The following is a 17,810-nucleotide window of genomic DNA, read 5'->3' on the forward strand; positions in this document are numbered from 1 at the left end:
GGGGGGGGGGGCGACCAGCCGGGGGGGGGGGGGGGGGGGGGGGGGGGGGGGGGGGGGGGGGGGGGGGGGGGGCGGGGGGGGGCCCCCCCCCCGCGGCCCCTCGGCCCGCCGGCCGGTCATGCCGCCGTGGCGGATCCTCCGGTGGCGCGGGCCGTGATGCCGAGGCTCGCCTTCGCCGTCACGCCGTTCACCGTCACCGCGAGGGTGACGGACCCCGGGCGCAGCGCGGTGAGCCGGCCCGTGGCCGGGTCGTACGCGGCGACGTAGCGCGGGCGGTGGCGGGCGTCGTCCGGGTCGCCGATGAAGAGGTTCGGCGAGCCGGTCCAGTCCGCGCTCATCGGGAAGCGGACCGGCACCCGGCGGAGGGTGGCGCCCTCGCCCTGGAGCACGGTCGCGGTGACCTCGGCGCCCTGCCCGGCGGGCAGTTCGGCCGGGGCGGTCACCGTCAGCCCGTCATTGCCTTCGACGTGTGGCCGGGTCTGGACCGACACCCAGTCGGGCCCGCCGGCCCACGGCGCCTGCCGGGCCTCGGCCTGCTCGTGCTTGGAGACCCGGTCGACGCCGACCATCGACCAGCCGGTGAAGCCGCCCTGGTCGGGCGGGGTGGCCGGGTTCTTGCCCGAGTTGCCGTTGATCAGGTACGGCACGCCGTCGACCCGCGAGGCGTGGAAGGTGCCCACGTGGCCGCCGATGAACGCCGCGCCCTTGCCGCTCGTACGGCGGAACCGGGCGAGCCAGCCCTCCAGCAGCGCGGCCTCCTTGCGGTCGCCGAGCTGGCTGCCCTGCTGCGGGGTGGGGTCGCGCGGGGGCACATGCTCGATCACCATCACCGAGCCGACCGCCGGGTCCTTCGCGGCCGCGTCGAGCTGGGCGCGCAACTCCCGGATCTGGTCGAAGCCGCCGCCGCGCAGGTTGAGGCTGGAGGTGTCCAGGGTGATGAAGCGGGTGCCGCGGTGGTCGAAGACGCGGTGCGCGGGGCCGAATTCGGCCTCGAAGTTGTCGATCTTCCCACCCATCACCTCGTGGTTGCCCGGCACGTAAGTCCAGGGCACGGCGTCGCCGAGCTCCTCGGTGAGGACCTTGCGGGCGAAGGCGAGGTCGGCGGGGGAGCCCTCGTCGACCAGGTCGCCGTCGATGACCAGGAAGTCGGGGCGCGCCGCCTTGATCTCCCGCAGGGTACGGCGGGCCTGGGTGACGATCGCGCTGTCCGGGTCGCGGGCCACGAACTGGGCGTCCGACATCACCGCGAACCGCCAGTCCCGGCCCTCGGCGCGCGCGGCGGTGGTGATCAGCGGGTCCGGATAGGCCGTCTGGGTCGGCAGGTCCACGGCGGGCGGGACCTGCGCGGTGAGGTCGTCGATGGTGATGCGGCCGGTGTACTGGCGGGTGGCGCCGGTCTCGGCGAGGTAGAAGCGGTTGACCTTCAGCGGATACGAGACCCCGGCCGGGACAGCGAAGTCGACATGTCGCCAGCCGGTCCAGGTGACGTACGGGCCGCGCAGCAACTGGTCGGAGCCCGCCGCGTCCTTGAGGTGGAGCGTGGGCCACGCGCCCTTGCCGTCACCCTTGATCCACAGGCCGAACGACTGCGGCTGGCCCGCCACGTCGATCTGCTGCGGCGGGCTGACGTATGCGGCGCGGGTGGCGGTGGACTGGCTGAAGTCGTAGGTCAGCTCAAGCCCGGTGCCGGTGTGGCCGTCGGGCGTGGCCGCGAGCGAGCCGGAGGCGCGGGCCTGGCTGAACTTCCAGTCGCCCGCGTCGTCGAAGGCGGCCTCCTGCTGCTCGGTCAGCCCCACGGTGACCGCGAGCCGGGTGGTGGTGCCCGCCACGGTGACCTTGATCTGTCCCGAGCCCTGTCCGCCGTGGGCCTTGACGGTGAAGTCGCCCGAGCGCTGGTCCGGGGTGATGTCGAAGAGGTCGTGGTCGTAGTCGAGCCGGACGTCGGACGGTTCGACGGGCGCGCTCGTGCCGTGCGCGTCCAGGCCCACCACCCCGAAGCGGCCGGTGGCCTCGGTGTCCTTGAGACCGATCAGCCGGGCGGTGGGCTGGATCCGGTCCAGGTCGTCGAGCACGCTCAGTTGGATGTCGCCCCGCGCGGCTCCATGGCGGGCCGAGACCTTTGCATCGCCGCTGTGCCGGGCGGTGAAGGTGCCGTCGGCGCTCACCCGCCCGATGCGGGGGTCGGCCGAGTGCCAGGTCGCGGCGCCCTCGGCGGGGCCGTACGTCTCGTCGTATCCGGCGGCGGTCAGCCGCCTGGTCAGCCCCGGGAAGACGCGCTCGGGGTGGCCGCCCTTGACGGGGTCGACGGTGGGGGCGGCTCCGGCGGCGGCCGCGGTCTCCACCCAGAAGCCCTTGAGCCGGCCGCTGCCGTCGGGGGCGGTGAAGGCCAGGCCGTTGGGGACGGTGCGCTCGCTGCCGTCGGACGGGCTGTTCTCCACCCGCGCCGTATCGCTGCCGGGCGCGCGGGCGACCAGCGTGGAGGAGCCGCCGCCGTCGAGGTTGAGGGCGCTGTAGGAGCCCGCGTCCTTCATCATCACGCCGAGTTCGGTGAGCGTGACGCCGCCGCTGTCGGCCTGCCGCCCGTCCACGGTGAGGACCTGCATCGTACGGCCGTCACGGGAGAAGCCGACCGCGGTGCGCGGGGCGGCGGTGTTGTTGCCCTCGCCGTCGTGGCCGACCGCCTCGCCGTCCACGACGAGCAACTCCCGGCCGCTGACGGCCGTGTCCGGGACCTCGCCGCTGTCGGGGCGCGGGCGGTACTCCCAGGAGACCGGGTCGCCGACGGCGAGGCCGGTCAGCGCGTCGGCCCCGGCGTCGCGGCCGATCAGCAGGGTGGTGCCGGCGGGTATGGCGCCCTTGCCGGGCGCGGTGGTCACGGAGGCGACCTTGCCGTCCACGACGGCGACTTCGGCGGTGCGCTTGGTGCCGGCCCCGTCGACCGTTTGGGCGCGGTCAGCCTCGCCCCACTGGGCGGTGTACGCGCCGATGCCCTGGGCCGGCACATTGGCGGAGTTGAGCGCGGCGAGCGGGTGCGGGCCGTCGGGGAGGGTGAGCGTGCCGTCGAAGTACAGCTGAAGGACCCGGCCCGCGTCACCGGGCCCGACGCCGACCGCGCGGCTCCCGGCCGCACCGGAGGAGGCCGAGCTGACCACCCGGCCGCCGCTGATGCCGTTGCCCTCGGGCGCGCCGGTCTGGTTGATGTCGAAGAAGTCGCCGTTGATGGCGGCGACCGTGCGGCGCCCCGGCCCCGGGTCGTGTTCGGCGGCGAGCTCGGAGACGGGCTCGCGGGCGGCGACCTTGTCCGGGTGGAGATAGTCGACCTTTGCGCTGCCTCCCAGGTCGACCGACAGCGAGTCGACCCGCAGCCACTTGTCGGACTCCAGCCGGTCGTACGAGGTCAGCTTCACCCCGGGGGCGACCGGCCGCGAGCTGCGGGCGGTCTCGATCCCGTCGCCGTCGACGACGGACCGCTCCGAAGCGTCGCCGTGCCCGCTGGCGGCCGGCGGCGCGACGGGCCGCAGCATCTCGGCGGAGGAGCGGGGCAGCGGCTCGGGGGCGGGGGAGGGGGTGCTGTCGGCGGCGGCCTGACCGGCGGCGCCGAGCAACAGGGCGGACACCGCGGCCAGGGCCGCCACGGGTCTGGCGAGAGTGAGAGGTGGCACGGCAACTCCAGGGAACCCTCGGCTTCGCGTGGTTCACACGCACAGCGCCCCAGCATCCCGGGGGGAGTTGACCTTGCGCCAGAAGTCCTCGGCAACATCCTGGGAAACTTCGCAGCCTGGAGCGGGATTTATCCCCCGGGAGAGGCAGCACCCGCTGCGGGCGTTCGAGGTTCGCGGGCGCCGAGGGTTCGCGGGGGCCGCTCAGGCGTCGACGTCGCCGTCGACGTAGACCCACTCGCCGTCGTGGCGCACGAAGCGGCTGTTCTCGTGGAGTTCACCGGCGTGCCCGCGCTCGGTGTAGCGGGCGCGGAACTCGACGGTGCCGGTGGTGTGGAAGGCGCTGCCCTCGGTGGTGGCGAGGACGTCGAGGCCGCGCCAGCGCAGCGCGGGGTCGAAGTCGACGCGCGGCGGCCTGGTGTCGGGGTGCCAGCTGCGCAGCAGATACGCCTCGTCCTGGCGGACGAATGCGCTGTAGCGGGAGCGCATCAGCTGTTCGGGGGTGGCCGCCCGGGCCTGGCCGCGGTGCAGTCTGCCGCAGCAGTCGTCGTAGGCGGCGGGCAGCCCGCAGGGGCAGGGCGCCGGGCGGGGCGGCTGCGGGCGTCGTGCGCGTCGGGACATGGCCCCATTGTGACGGGGCGCGCTCCCGGGCCCGCCCCGGGGCCCGGGCCGTGGATCGGCGCGCTCAGTGACGGCGAGGGGCGACCGGGGTGGTGGGGGAGCGCAGTTCCCGGTCCACCGCCTTGACCAGGGCGGTGTCCTCCGCGAGATCCTCGGCGCCCAGCAGGAGCAGCAGGGTGCGCACGGCGTCCGGGCCCGGCCGCTCCCAGGCGCGGCGCAGCTCGTCGGCGGCCGGGTCCTCGGCGGGGGTGTCCCGGGTGGCGCGGGCCCAGGCGGCGAGCGCGGCGGTGAGGTGGGGGGTGTCGTGGCCGGTGGCGCGCAGTTCGCGCAGCGGGGCCAGCCAGCGCTCGGGGATCTTCAGCGATCCGTCGGCGGCGATCTGCCGGATCCGGTGGTGCATCGCGGGGTTGGCGAAGCGGCGTACGAGGCTGTCGACGTAGCCGGGGATGTCCAGGCCGTCGGCCGGGGGCAGGCTCGCGGCGGCCTCGGCGCAGAAGGCGCGGACGGCGTCCTCGCCCCATTCGGTGGCCATGGCGTCGGCCACGGTCCCGCAGCCGGCCGCCAGGCCCAGATAGGCGAGGAGCGAGTGCGAGCCGTTGAGCAGCCGGAGCTTGGTGAGCTGGTACGGGGCGACGTCGGCGACGAAGCGGGCGCCCCCGGCCTCCCACCGCGGCCGGTCGGCGGCGAAGGCGTCCTCGAGCACCCACTGGGTGAAGGGTTCCGCGGTCACCGCGCCCTCGTCGCGCAGGGTCAGTGCGCGGGCGGCGGTCCGCAGATCGCCCTCGGTGGTGGCGGGGACGATGCGGTCGACGACGGTGGAGGGGAAGGCGACCGAGGCGGCCGTCCACTCCAGCAGGCGCTCGCGCTCCGCCCATCCGGTGGCGGCGAGGAACTCCCGTACCAGGCGGCGCAGGACCGCGCCGTTGCCGGCCATGTTGTCGCAGGAGACCACCGACAGGGGCGCGCCGCCGGAGCGCAGCCGGGCGCGCAGGCCGTACGCCAGTTGTCCGACGGCGCTCGCGGGGGCGGTCGCGCCCGCGAGATCGCCTCGTATCAGCGGGTCGGCCGGGTCGAGGCCGCCGGTCGCGGGGTCCCGGCGGTAGCCCTTCTCGGTCACGGTGAGGGTGACGACGGTGACGTCGGGGGAGGCGAGCAGCTCGGTCAGGCGGGCGCCGTCGTCGGCCGCGTGCAGCACCTCGGTCACCGTGCCGATCACCCGGGTGACCGGCCCGTCGGGGTGGCGCTCGGTGAGCGAGTACAGCCCGTCCTGGGGGCGCAGGGCGTCCACGACGGCCCTGCTGCGCTGGGTGACACCGGCGATCCCCCACCCGCCGGCCGCGGACACCTCGGCGAGCTCGGTGCAGACGGCCTGGTGGGCCCGGTGGAAGGCGCCGATGCCCAGGTGGACGATGCGCGGCCGCAGCGCGCCGCGGTCGGTCGCGGGCCGGCTCCCGGCGGGGACGGCGCGCAGGGTGGCGGCGGACAGCCGTCCCCCGGCGGGGGCGGGGGTGGCCTGGTGGCGGGGTGTGGCGCTCACCAGTCGTGCACCGATCCGTCGGTGCGGCGGTTGACCGGCAGGTATTTGGGGTCGTAGGGGAAGCGGGCGGCCGCTTCCTCGTCGAGTTCGACGCCGAGGCCGGGGGCGTCCGAGGGGTACAGGGCGCCGTCGCGCAGCTCGTAGGTGGGGCGGAAGACCTCGTGGGCGAGCGGGTCGTGGCCCATGTACTCCTGGATGCCGAAGTTGGGGACGGTGACGTCCAGGTGGACGTTGGCGGACAGGGACACCGGGGACAGGTCGGTGGCCCCGTGGGAGCCGGTGCGCACCTGGTACAGCTCGGCGAGGTGGAAGATCCGCCGCAGGTGGGTGATGCCGCCGGCGTGGACGACGGTGGCGCGGATGTAGTCGATGAGCCGCTCGGTGATGAGCTGCTGGCAGTCCCAGATGGAGTTGAAGACCTCGCCGACGGCGATGGGGGTGGTGGTGGCCTGGCGGATCTGGCGGAAGGACTCCTGGAGTTCGGCGGGGGTGGGGTCCTCCATCCAGAACAGCCGCAGCTCCTCCAGCCGGTGGCCGAGCCGGCCGGCCTCGGTGGGGGTCAGCCGGTGGTGGACGTCGTGCAGCAGGTGGAAGTCGAAGCCGTACCGCTCGCGGACCGCGGTGAGCAGGCGGGGCGCGAAGTCCAGGTAGTCCTCGGTGGACCAGGTCTGTTCGTCGGGGAGGGAGGCGGCGGCGGGCTCGTAGACCACGCCCTTGCGCACCCCGTAGCTGCCGGGCGAGCCGGGGACGGCGGCCTGGGCGCGGATCGCGCGGTAGCCCAGGTCCCGGAAGCGGGCGACGTCGTCGAGGAGTTCGGGGATGTCCCCGCCGCTGGCGTGGCCGTAGACCATGGCCCCGTCGCGGGCCCGGCCGCCCAGCAGGTCGTACAGGGGCATGCCCGCGACCTTGCCCTTGATGTCCCACAGCGCGGTGTCGACGGCCGCGATGGCGGTCATGGTCACCGGGCCGCGGCGCCAGTACGCGCCCTTGTAGAGGTACTGCCACATGTCCTCGATCCGGGCGGGGTCCCGGCCGATCAGCAGCGGTACGAGGTGGTCGCGCAGATAGGAGGCGACCGAGAGCTCGCGGCCGTTCAGGGTGGCGTCACCCAGTCCGGTGACGCCGTCGGACGTGGTGATCTTCAGCGTCACGAAGTTGCGGCCGGGCGAGGTGACGATGACCGTCGCCTCGGTGATGGTGGCCATGTGCTGCTCCTAGAGGGGGAGGAGAAAGCGGGATGCCGTGGTGAGGAGGGCGCTGGTCGACTACCATACAAGTATTGCAGTCGAGTGGGTCAAGGGATGGGAAGGGGCTCGATGGCACCGGTGGAAGGGCTTCACACGGCACGTTCCCGGGGGCGCAACACCCGGCAACTGGTCCATGAGGTACTGCGCTCGCGCATTGTGAGCCTGGAGCTGGCGCCCGGGGCGGCCGTCTCCGAGAACGATCTGGCGGCCGAGCTCGGCGTCAGCCGCACGCCCGTGCGCGAGAGCCTGATCCTGCTCGCCGACGAGGGGCTCGTCGACATCTACCCGCAGATGGGGACGTTCGTCTCGCGGATCCGCGAGCGCGATGTCGCCTCGGCCCAGTTCGTCCGGGAGGCGCTGGAGTGCGCGGCCCTGCGGGACGCCGTGGGCAAGGCCACCGAGCGCGACATCGCCGACCTCAGGGCGCTGCTCGCCGCCCAGGAGGAGGCCGACCGGCGGACCGACAGGGAGGGCTTCTTCCAGCTGGACGAGCAGTTCCACGCCCGGCTGATGGCTGTCAGCGGACACGGCTCCGCGTGGCGGGTGGTCAGCGAGGCGAAGGCCCAGCTCGACCGGGCGCGGCGGCTGTCACATGCGCTGACCCAGCAGATGACCCTGCTGGTCGGCCAGCACCGCGCGGTCGTCGACCTGTTGGAGGCGGGCGATCTGGACCGGGCCGACGACGCGCTGCGCTCGCATCTGCGGCTGGTCTTCAGCGACGTGGAGAAGATCCGGGCCCGCCACCCCGAGCTGTTCAGCGACGAGGACGCGCCCGTCCGGCCGCGCCGCGACACCGCCCGGCGCGGCGGCTCCCGGGAGGAGGCCTGAGGGGACGGCCGTCCCGGCCCGTGGCCGGCTGGAGGCCAGGGCCTGGCGTCAAAGGGCCCGTTGCATGAGCAGCGTGTCGATCCAGCGGTCGTGCTTGCGGCCCACGGCCGTCAGCCGGCCGGCGTCGGTGAAGCCGAAGCGGCGGTGCAGGGCGGCCGAGGCGTCGCTGCCGGTGTCCGCGATGACCGCGATCATCTGCCGCCGTCCGGCCCGGGCGGTCTCGGCGATCAGGGGGCCGAGCAGGGCGGTGCCCAGCCCCCGGCCGGTGGCGTCGGGGGCGAGGTAGACCGTGTCCTCCACCGTGTACTGGTAGGCGGGCTTGGGCCGCCACGGCCCGGCGTACGCGAACCCGGCCACGGCGCCGGACAGTTCGGCCACCAGGAAGGGCAGGCCGCTGCCGCTGAGCTCGTCGAGGCGCCGCTCCCATTCGGCGGTGGAGCGGGGGGTCTCGTCGAAGGTGGTCACGGTGTGCAGGACGTAGTGGGCGTAGATGTCGGCCACGGCCTTCAGGTCGGCGTGGACCGCCGGCCGGATGGTCGCTCCCGGGGGCGTCATGATCGTGCTGCTCTTTTCGCTATAGAGGAAGTTGTTGTTATTATAGAGGAATGCTGGATCTCCTGACCCTGGGCACCCGTGTGCAGGGACTGCGCCATGAACGCGGCCTGACCCTTCAGCAGTTGGCGGGCGCGGCCGAGGTGAGCGTGAGCATGCTCTCCTCGGTCGAACGCGGCCAGAAGGCGCCCACGGTTCTCGTCCTCGCCCGCATCGCCGACGGGCTCGGCGTGCCGCTCGCCGAGCTCGTCGCCCAGCCCGAGGACAGCCGCGTCATCGTGCGCAGAGCGGTCGACCAGGACACCGTCGAGGAGCCGGGAGGGTGGCGGCGGACCGTCCTCACCCCCGTGGTGCCCGGCGTGAACTTCGAGTGGATCCGCACCACCCTGCCGCCCGGCTGCGACGCGGGCCGCTTCCCCGCGTACGCCCCGGGCTCCCATGAGTTCGTGGCCGTGGAGTCGGGGACCCTGCGGCTGACCCTCGCGGACAGGACGGTGGAGCTCGGCGCGGGGGACTCGGTGTACTTCGCCGCCGACGTCACCCACGCCTACGCCAACCCCGCGAGCGTGCCGTGCACTTACCATGTCGCCGCGCTCATCATGCGGCCCCGCGCGGCACAGCCCCGGAAGCCTGATGGGGCCCGGTGAAATTCGGTTGTCCGGCAGCCGAGCCCCCTGCTCTACTCACCGCGGCACCCCCGCCGACCGAGGAGGCGCAATGAGGAACACGTTCATGTCCATCCACCCCACCCCTGCCATCCGCGCAAAGGACATGACGTTTGTCGACCTCATCGACCCTGCCCGCCGCAAGGAGGACGACCTCCGGTAGGCACGTCCTCCGCTTCCTCCTGCCGGGCCGCGGCGCCGCCGCACTCCTGGCCCTCACCATCACCGCCGCCACCGCCCTGCCGCTGGCGGCACCCCAGTTCACCCGTCGGCTCGTCGACGGCGCCAACGCCGGCGAGGACGCCCGCCGGCTCACCCTCATCGCGCTGGCCTACCTCGTCCTGGCCGTCGCCGGGCAGGGCGCCCGTACCGTCACCGCCTGGCTGGCCGGCAAGGCAGCCTGGGACGGCACCAACCGGCTGCGCGAACACCTGGCCGAGCACACCCTCGGCCTGGACCTCGCCTTCCACGGCGAACACACCCCCGGCGAGCTGATCGAGCGGGTGGACGGCGATGTGTCCGCTATCGCCGACTTCGTCGTGGCGTTCCTGCTGGACGTCGTGGCCGGGGTGCTGCTGCTGTGCGGGGTGATCGCGGTGGTGGCCGTGGTCGACCCGCGCATCGGCCTCGCCCTGCTGGTCTACTGCGCGCTGATCGGCCTCGGCATGGTCCACGCGCAGCGCCTGGCCGTGCCCTCCGCCACCCGTGCCCGGGCGGCCGACGCCACGCTCTTCGGCTTCCTGGAGGAGCGGCTGGCCGGAGCCGAGGACCTGCGTGCCAACGGGGCGGGCGAGCACACCGTCCGCCGCTTCCACCAGGCCTGCGCTCACCTGTGGCGCGTCGGACGGCGCGCCAGCGCGGTGGGCAGTGTCGTCCTGGCCGCCACCAGCGTGGCGTTCGCGGCCGGCACCGCGCTCATGGCCGGCCTGTCGGGCGCCCTCAGCATCGGCACCGCGGTACTGCTGTTCCAGTACACCCTCATGGTCCGCACACCGTTCGAGCGGCTGATCGACCAGCTGCGCCACTACCAGACCGCCCTCGCCGGAGTGGCCCGCATCGGCGAGCTGCTGGCCGAGCGCCGCACGCTGACCGTCCCGGCCACCGCCGAGGAGCTGCCCGCCACCGGACCGCTGCGTCTGGAGCTGGACGGTGTCGGCTTCTCCTACGGCGGCGAAGACGGCGGGCCGGTGCTGCGCGACATCAGCCTCGCCCTCGCCCCGGGCGAGACGCTCGGCCTGGTCGGCCGCAGCGGCAGCGGCAAGACCACTATCGCCCGCCTGGTGGCCCGGCTGTACGACCCGACGGCGGGCGCCGTCCGGGTCGGCGGCCTGGATCTGCGCGAGGTGGACCCCGCCTCGCTCCGCGACCGGATCGCCGTGGTCACCCAGGACGTGCAGCTGTTCGCCGCCGATGTCCGGGACAACCTCACCCTGTTCCGCCCCGGCCACGACGACGAGCGGCTGCGGGCCGTCCTGGCCGAAGTAGGGCTCCCCGCCTGGGACCTCGACGCCCCACTCGGCAAGATCTCCGCGGGCCAGGCCCAACTGCTGGCGTTCGCCCGGGCCCTGCTGGCGGACCCCGGGCTCGTGGTGCTCGACGAGGTGTCCAGCCGGCTCGATCCGGCCACCGAGCGCCACATCGGCGACAGCACGGCCCGGCTGCTGACCGGCCGGACCGGGGTGCTCATCGCACACCGGCTCGAATCGCTGTCCCGCGTGGACCGGATCGCCGTCCTGTCCGACGGAAAGGTCGTCGAGCACGGCACCCGGGAGGAGCTTCTCGCCGACCCCGCCGGCCGGTTCGCGCGGATGCTCGCGGGGGTGCGCCGATGAGCCCCCTCGCGGCGGTGACCGCCACCCTGGTCCGGTTCGATCTGCGCCGCTTCCTCATCGGTGGCCTCCTGTGGATGCCGGCCAGCGTCCTGCCGCTGGTCGGCGGGCTGATCCTCCAGCGGATGTTCGACCACCTCACCCTCGGCAGGGTGCCGCTGATGCTGTGCGCGGCCTTCGTGGGGGTGGAGCTGGTCCGCGGCCTGACCATCGCCATCGCCTGGACGTACGGCGACTACTGGTGGAGCGCGGCGGCCGCCCTGCTGCGGGGCAATGTGCTGCGCTCGATCCTGAGTGGGAAGGGGCGGGTGCCGCACTCGTCCGGGGAGGCGCTCTCCCGGCTGCGTGACGACGGCGCCGAAGTGGTGGAGTTCGTGGACGAGTCGGTGCCGCTGGCCGGAGCCGTGCTGTTCAGCACCGCCGCGCTGGCCATCATGGTGTCCATCCACCCGGCCGCCACGCTGGCCCTGATCGTGCCCACGCTCGCGATCGGGGTGGCGAGCCGGCTGCTGAACCGCGTGACCGGACGGCTGCACCGGGAGGCCGCCGTGCGCGGCGCGGCCGTCACCGGCCACCTCGGCGAGGTCTTCACCGGAGTGCTCGCGATCAAGACCGCCGGGGCCGAGAAGGCGGCGCTGGACCGTCTGCGGGCGCACAACCGGCTGCGCCGCGACGCGGCGGTCAAGGACCGGCTCGCCACCGACCTGCTGACCACCGCGACCGGCGCGAGCGTCGAGATCAGCGTCGGCCTGGTGCTGCTGCTGGCCGCCCCGGCCATGCGCCGCGGCGAGTTCACCGCGGGCGACCTGGCGCTGTTCACCACCTACATCGGCTGGCTCACCGCGCTGCCGCGGACCGTCGGGTCGATCCTCGCCCGGATGCCCCAGTCCGCGGTCTCCACCGAGCGGCTCACCCGGATGACCGGCCCGGACAACAGCCTGTCCCACGACTCCGGCGTCTGGTTCCACCAGGACTACCCCGTCGCGGCCGCGGCGGCCCACGACGATCCGCTGGAGACACTCCAGGCGCGGGGGCTGGCCGCCCGCCACGGCCTGCACGGGGTGGACCTGGAGATCGAACGGGGCACCCTCACCGTGATCACCGGGGCGGTGGGTTCGGGCAAGACGACGCTGCTGCGCACCCTCCTCGGACTGGAACCGCCGGTGGCCGGCACGATCCGCTGGAACGGCGGGCCGGTCGCCGACCCCGGCGCCTTCCTGGTGCCCGGCCGGGCCGCGTACGTCGGCCAGGTGCCGCGGCTGTTCTCCGCCACGCTGCGGGAGAACCTGTTGCTCGGCCGGGATCCCGGCCGCATCGAGCAGGCGGTGGCCGCCGCGGCGTTCGACCGCGACCTGGCCGCGCTGCCCGAGGGTCTGGACACCCTGGTCGGCCCCCGGGGCGTACGGCTGTCCGGCGGCCAGGCCCAGCGGGTGACCGTCGCCCGGGCCCTGGTCCGCTCACCCGACCTGCTCGTCGTGGACGACCTGTCCTCGGCGCTGGACATGGAGACCGAACAGCTGCTGTGGGAGCGGATCACCGGCCTCGCCACGCTGCTGGTCGTCTCCCACCGGCCGGCCGTACTGGCCCGCGCCGACCAGGTCGTCGTCCTGGACCGGGGCCGGGTGGCCGGGCGGGGGACGCTGGACGAACTGCTGGAGAGCTGCCCGGAGATGCGGCGTCTGTGGGCGCGGGAATCCCTGGAAGGAGCGGCTGAATAGCCAGACCGGCGTGAGGGCCCGGGGCGTGGCGCGTCGGCGCCGCGCCCCGGGCCGCGCCCGTGGCCCCCGGCACCGAACGGAACACCGCTCAGGAGGCCACGGGCTCGCGCAGATGGCCCAGCAGTTCGTCCCCGGCCGGGTACGGGCGCTCCTCGGGCAGCAGCTTCGCGGCCGCGTCCAACTCGTCCCGGCGCACCAGCGCGTGGATCTCGTGAGCCAGCGCGGTCACATCGGTGATCGAGACCGTCCACTCGTCCGCGTACCGGCGCGCCGCCTCGCCCGACAGGCCCAGCTGAAGCGAGCGGTACGGCAGCGGCCGCAGCCGCGGATCGCGCTCCGGGTCCCACTGGACGCGCGCGGGGGCGGCCTTCAGCGCGCGCTGCCAGGCGGCCCGGTCGGGGTGGAGCCCGGGTTCGTAGTGGGACAGGCACGACCGGCCCAGCGCCCACTCGAATCCCGCACGGGTGATCTCGACGGCCAGGACGGTCTCCTGGCCCTCCTTGGCGCCCCAGCCGCAGCGGTACATCATCCACAGGAACGACGGCTTGATCCAGGTCATCCGGTCGCGCTTCCAGGCCGCCGGGAAGCGGCCGTCGCGCGCCGCGGGCAGGCCGAGGTGCGGAGCGTACGCCTGGTAGACGGTGACCGTGGACCTCGTGTGGAGCGCGCGGATGCGATGTCGCGGTTCTTGCATGGCCACCAGGGTGGCGGGCGTACGCGGCGGGCGGCCAGCGAATTACGGGGGCGCGGTCCCCTCCCGTCCTGGCGCGCCCACGGAGGTGCGCTCTCGCGGCGCGGCCGGGACGCGTGGTCGGATACGGCCCATGGGTTCCCCAAGCGCTTCTCCCCGCCCCTCTCCCGCCGCCGAAGACGCGGGCCCGCGGGCCGCGGCCACGGACGCCGTGGGGGTGGACGCCTGTCCGGGTGGCTGGGTGGCGGTGACCCTGCGCGAGGGCCGGTTCGCGGGCGCCGACCGGGACGCGGCGCTCGCCGCGCTGCTGGCACGGGTGCCGGCGGCGGCCGTGGTGGCGGTCGACATGCCGCTGGGGCTGCTGGAGACCGGGTGGCGCCGCGCGGAGGAGCTGGCCATACGTCAGGTGGCCCCGCACCGCGCGCGGGTGTTCCCGGTGCCGCCGCGCGTGGTATGGGAGGAGTCCGGCTACGACGCGGCGAACGAGCGCTGCCGCCACCTCACCGGCTCGGGGCTGCCCCGCCAGTCCTGGGGCCTGGCGGTGAAGCTGCGGGAGGCCAACGCCTGCCGCGAGGGCGGCGACCGGCGCCTGTACGAGGTGCATCCGGAGGTCTCCTTCGCGGCCATGAACGGCGGCCGCCCGGTCGCCTGGTCCAAGAAGAGCTGGAACGGCCAGGTCCAGCGGCGGCGGCTGCTCCTCGGGCAGGACATCGCCCTGCCCGAGGAGCTCGGCCCGGCGGGCCGGGTCCCGCCGGACGACGTTATGGACGCCGCGGCGGCGGCCTGGAGCGCCCACCGGATCGCCCTCGGCACCGCGGTGAGCCTGCCCGACCCGCCCGAGACGACGCGCGACGGGCTGCCGGTCGCCATCTGGTATTGAGGAGCCGGTCGGTATGGGGGCGAAGCGCGGCGGCGAGTGAGCCAGGGCGCGCCGCCCGCGCCGGAGGCGCTGATGTGCACTGTGAAAGGGAGAGCGCGCACAGGCCCCGAGGCTGCGGTCGCCACGCGGCGGAGCCGCAGATCGACGCGGTCGGCTACCGCCGCGTGGTCGACCGTCGACAGGGGCTGTAGCGCCCCGGAGGGGAACCGAGCTCGAGAAGAAGGGGCCGCCCGGCCCCCTCCGCCGGGCGGCCTCCCCGATCGCCGGTCCGGCCGGTCGTCAGACGATGACTCCGCGCGAGCGCAGATAGGCGACGGGGTCGACGTCCGAGCCGTAGCGCGGACCGGTGCGCACCTCGAAGTGGAGGTGCGGTCCGGTGGCGTTGCCGGTGGCTCCGGAGCGGCCGATCCGCCGGCCGGTGTCCACCGTCTGTCCGGGGCGCACCGCCAGCGAGGACAGGTGCGCGTACTGGGTGTAGAGGCCGTCGTGGTGCCGGATCACCACCTCGTAGCCGTAGGAGCCGCCCCAGCCCGCGGTCACCACGACGCCCGGGGCGGCGGAGCGCACCCCGGTGCCGAGGGGCACCACGAAGTCCACCCCGGTGTGGTGGCCGCCTGCCCAGCGCGGTCCGCGGACGCCGTAGGAGGTGCCGAGCGGCCCGCTGACCGGGGCCACATGGGCGCGCCGGGCGGCGGGCCGCCGGGCGCCGTGGGCCGAGGTGCCGGACGCCGTGGCCCCTGCCTTGCCGGTCTTGTGGTGGCTGTTCGACGCCGGACGCGGCTGCTTCGCCTGCGGCCGCTTTCCGTGGGCCGCCGCCGTGCGCGCCTGGCCGGAGCGGGAGGGGAAGGCGAGCCGCTGCCCGGGGAAGATCATGTCCGGGTCGGGGCCGACAGTGCGCCGGTTGGCGCGGTAGAGCGCCTTCCAGCCGCCACTCACGGACTCGCGCAGCGCGATGCGGGACAGCGTGTCCCCGGCCCTCACCCGGTACGGGCCGGAGCCGGTGGCGTGCCGCCGCGGGGCGGCCGAGTGGTGGCGGGAGCCGGTGGATTTGCGGGACCCGGCGGAGTGGCCGGAGTGGCCGGAGCTGCCGCGGCCGGTGCCGGCCGCGGGCCGGCTGTCGCGGGTCAGCCGCCCCCGGACCGAGCAGACCGGCCAGGCGCCGGGGCCCTGGTGGCGCAGCACCGCCTCGGCCACGGCGATCTGCTGGGCCCGGGTGGCGAGGTCGGCCCGGGAGGCGTACTTGGCTCCGCCGAACGCCTCCCAGGTGTGCTGGGAGAACTGGAGACCGCCGTAGTAGCCGTTGCCGGTGTTGATGTCCCAGTCGCCGCCGCTCTCGCATTCGGCGACCTTGTCCCAGGTGTCCGAGGGGGCCGCGGTGGCCACTTCGGCGCCCAGGAACGGCAGGACGAGTCCCACGCTGCCCACGGTGAGGGCGGCGCAGAGGGGCGAGACCCGGCTGGTTGGTGCGGAACGGCGGTGACTTCGTCGTTGGGCCATGGGCCTGTTCCTCTCCACGAGCTTTCACTCGCCCACCGGCTGCCCCGGCGGGCTGTACGAGTACCGCAGCCGGGGGCCGCAGGTCACAAGGCGCAGGGGGCCGCACGGACCGCCGCACGCCGTCGAGTGCCACCCCCGCGGAAGCTGATGCCCCGTCAGGCGTGAGCCGCAAGGCGCGTGGAGGCCGGGGGGCGCACGGCTCGGGCCGGCGCGGGCCGCGGCCTGGACGCCGAGGGGGCCGGGGCGGGCCGTGCCCGGCGCGGCGGTGGAGGCCCGGACCGTCCGGGGCCCGGCGGGAAATGATTCTTTCCCGGAGCGCACCGGGCCGGCTAATCCGCGCGATTGCCCTTTCCCGGCCCCATCGGTACCGCCGGCCTCGGGGAGAGGCGAAATACGCCCGGTGAGGGGGTTGGGGCGATGCCGGGCCGGGACCCGGCCGCCGCCCGGAATCCGCCGGCCCGCGGGCCGCCCCCGGTCACCGGCCCAGCCGTAGGGGGTCCGGCCGGGAGGTCGGCGGAAAAGCGCGAACGCCCTGGCCGGGTCCGTCTGTTGGGGGCGGGAGAGAAGCGGGACAGAGAAGAACGGGGGGAGAAGGGGAGAAGAAGAACGGATGGGCCATGAGGCCGGCGGCGGTCCGGCCCGGGTCCTCGCCCCGGCCGTGATCCTCGGACGACGCCGCACGCGAGATCGGGCCTTGGCCCTGTTTTGACGCGGTGTCATCGAGTCGCGGCGGAGGGTATATCGAGATCGGGTCCGGCGCTCACTCGTGTCGTCCCGGGCGGATGCATTTGCGGTCCTGGGCGCGGGGTTCGAACCGAGGCCCGGACCTTGGCACGCGGTTCCGGTACGAGGCGGGTCGTATATCGAAGCGGTCCGGAACCGTCCCTTCCTGAACTATCCCGGTACGAAGCCGTGGTGCGGAGGTGCTTCGTCCGGTCGAAGGGCGTGGGGCTGTGCCTCTCGCAGGGCCGGACGTGTCTGGACGCCGTGCTCGGACCCGCTCCTTCCTGGGGGTATGGACGCGCGCCACGCCGTACGGGGCTGCCGTCACGGGTCCGGGCGCCCAGGTGGGGCTGTGGCCGGAGCGGCGGGGCCCGATTTCGGCGTTGTCCGTGGTCCGTCCCTTCTCATCCGTATCGATTTGCGACTTCGTCGAGTGCGGACGCAGATGCAGAGGCAGACGCAGACGCGGAGCCCCGGTCCCCGACGTGGGATGGAGCGTCCGGCCGACCGGTTCCTTACCGCCCGTATGGATTTGCGGCTCCTGGTGCGGGGTTCGGCCCCCGGACCGGGCATGCTACGGAGACGGAACCCGCGGCTGCGCGGCCGAGCCGTAAAATCGACCTTGTCCCTGAACCGTCTCTTCTCGGCCGCGGTGATATCCGCCGCGCCCGCTGCGCCTGCGGCCCGGACCGGCGACGGTCCGAAGCCCGCCGCCGTGCGGCGTGGTCGCAAAACGAGGCCGTCCGCGAGAGTCGGGATAGGGAAAGATCCGCTGTACGGCCGCGCTTCTCCCGAAAAGGCGTCCGTCGCCGGGGGTGTGGGAAACTGGCGGAGAATCAGGCGGTCCATGTATAGCGGGATGCGTGCCGCCGCGCATACCATGGCAATCACATCGACTTCCTCCGCAGACCGCCCGCCGGGGCGGCTTGTGAATAATCAACTCTCCCCGTCGGCCAGTCGGGACCCTGGAGGGCATCACCGCCCTCTTTATCCGGGCCCCGTCCGCCGGTGAGCGGGAAGGGCCCGTAACCGGGCCCGCACCGCCGGGAGAGCGCAGCGTGCCTACGACGTACGGTGGTCGCCGCCGCGCGGCGCCGTACGTGAAGTGTCGTATGCGTGCCTACGCCATGCCGCTGGACGCCTCACCCGGGGGCGCACGGTGCGCCGGGGCGTGCCGCCGACCGCCCGTCGGGCACCGGGCGGGGCGGCTGTCTCCGCGATTCACGCCCCGTTCCTGACCTCTCCGGCCGCCGAACACGCCGTATACCAGCGCTACTTGGCGAAGCGGCGACCACCACCGAAGGCCGGCCCGGGGCCACCGCGGACACTCGCCCGCCACCTCGCGGGGCGGCGGGCAGGTGTC

The 17,810-nt window shown here is 74.3% G+C and carries 12 protein-coding genes; 5 read left to right on the forward strand and 7 right to left on the reverse strand.

Annotated features, from left to right (window positions below; genetic code table 11):
- Positions 1–116: 116 nt before the first annotated feature.
- From ACH4S9_RS19860 to manD, 4 genes are all read right to left on the reverse strand, one after another.
- Complete coding sequence (locus ACH4S9_RS19860; protein WP_398373314.1) at positions 117–3,662, reverse strand: phosphodiester glycosidase family protein; 3,546 nt, start codon at positions 3,660–3,662, stop codon at positions 117–119.
- A gap of 201 nt (positions 3,663–3,863) precedes the next feature.
- The gene (locus tag ACH4S9_RS19865) at positions 3,864–4,280 is read right to left on the reverse strand and encodes a YchJ family protein (protein ID WP_398373316.1); all 417 of its coding nucleotides are present in this window, start codon (positions 4,278–4,280) and stop codon (positions 3,864–3,866) included.
- 64 nt (positions 4,281–4,344) lie between these two features.
- Positions 4,345–5,817 carry a mannitol dehydrogenase family protein gene (locus ACH4S9_RS19870; RefSeq protein WP_398373318.1) on the reverse strand — a complete coding sequence of 491 codons (1,473 nt, stop codon included), beginning with the start codon at positions 5,815–5,817 and terminating at the stop codon, positions 4,345–4,347.
- Positions 5,814–7,022: a D-mannonate dehydratase ManD gene (manD, locus tag ACH4S9_RS19875; protein ID WP_385336758.1), complete on the reverse strand. Its 1,209-nt coding sequence runs from the start codon at positions 7,020–7,022 to the stop codon at positions 5,814–5,816. Before manD ends, ACH4S9_RS19870 begins: the two co-directional genes overlap by 4 nt.
- 111 nt (positions 7,023–7,133) lie before the next feature.
- On the opposite strand from manD, the gene ACH4S9_RS19880 reads away from it, so the two are divergent.
- Positions 7,134–7,892, forward strand: coding sequence for a GntR family transcriptional regulator (locus ACH4S9_RS19880; protein WP_398373320.1), 759 nt, complete (start codon positions 7,134–7,136; stop codon positions 7,890–7,892).
- 48 nt (positions 7,893–7,940) lie between these two features.
- Here the strand turns inward: ACH4S9_RS19880 and ACH4S9_RS19885 are convergent, their stop codons facing one another.
- Positions 7,941–8,447: an N-acetyltransferase family protein gene (locus ACH4S9_RS19885; RefSeq protein WP_361188110.1), complete on the reverse strand. Its 507-nt coding sequence runs from the start codon at positions 8,445–8,447 to the stop codon at positions 7,941–7,943.
- Between the two features lie 50 nt (positions 8,448–8,497).
- Between ACH4S9_RS19885 and ACH4S9_RS19890 the strand changes: the two genes are divergently transcribed.
- From ACH4S9_RS19890 to ACH4S9_RS19900, 3 genes are all read left to right on the forward strand, one after another.
- Positions 8,498–9,091, forward strand: coding sequence for an XRE family transcriptional regulator (locus ACH4S9_RS19890; RefSeq protein ID WP_358845748.1), 594 nt, complete (start codon positions 8,498–8,500; stop codon positions 9,089–9,091).
- 131 nt (positions 9,092–9,222) lie between these two features.
- A complete protein-coding gene (locus ACH4S9_RS19895) occupies positions 9,223–10,941 on the forward strand; it encodes an ABC transporter ATP-binding protein (RefSeq protein ID WP_398373323.1) in 1,719 nt (572 codons plus the stop codon).
- Entirely contained in the window at positions 10,938–12,656 is a 1,719-nt protein-coding gene (locus ACH4S9_RS19900) for an ABC transporter ATP-binding protein (protein ID WP_398373325.1), read from the forward strand. Before ACH4S9_RS19895 ends, ACH4S9_RS19900 begins: the two co-directional genes overlap by 4 nt.
- An 88-nt stretch (positions 12,657–12,744) precedes the next feature.
- Here the strand turns inward: ACH4S9_RS19900 and ACH4S9_RS19905 are convergent, their stop codons facing one another.
- The gene (locus tag ACH4S9_RS19905) at positions 12,745–13,350 is read right to left on the reverse strand and encodes a DUF4291 domain-containing protein (protein WP_398373327.1); all 606 of its coding nucleotides are present in this window, start codon (positions 13,348–13,350) and stop codon (positions 12,745–12,747) included.
- Positions 13,351–13,480: 130 nt separating this feature from the next.
- On the opposite strand from ACH4S9_RS19905, the gene ACH4S9_RS19910 reads away from it, so the two are divergent.
- Positions 13,481–14,227, forward strand: a complete 747-nt coding sequence (locus ACH4S9_RS19910; protein WP_398373329.1) for a DUF429 domain-containing protein — start codon at positions 13,481–13,483, stop codon at positions 14,225–14,227.
- Positions 14,228–14,506: 279 nt separating this feature from the next.
- Here the strand turns inward: ACH4S9_RS19910 and ACH4S9_RS19915 are convergent, their stop codons facing one another.
- The gene (locus tag ACH4S9_RS19915) at positions 14,507–15,724 is read right to left on the reverse strand and encodes a transglycosylase family protein (RefSeq protein ID WP_361188096.1); all 1,218 of its coding nucleotides are present in this window, start codon (positions 15,722–15,724) and stop codon (positions 14,507–14,509) included.
- Between the last annotated feature and the right edge of the window lie 2,086 nt (positions 15,725–17,810).

The organism is Streptomyces sp. NPDC021225 (genome assembly GCF_044332865.1).
Lineage (GTDB): Bacteria > Actinomycetota > Actinomycetes > Streptomycetales > Streptomycetaceae > Streptomyces.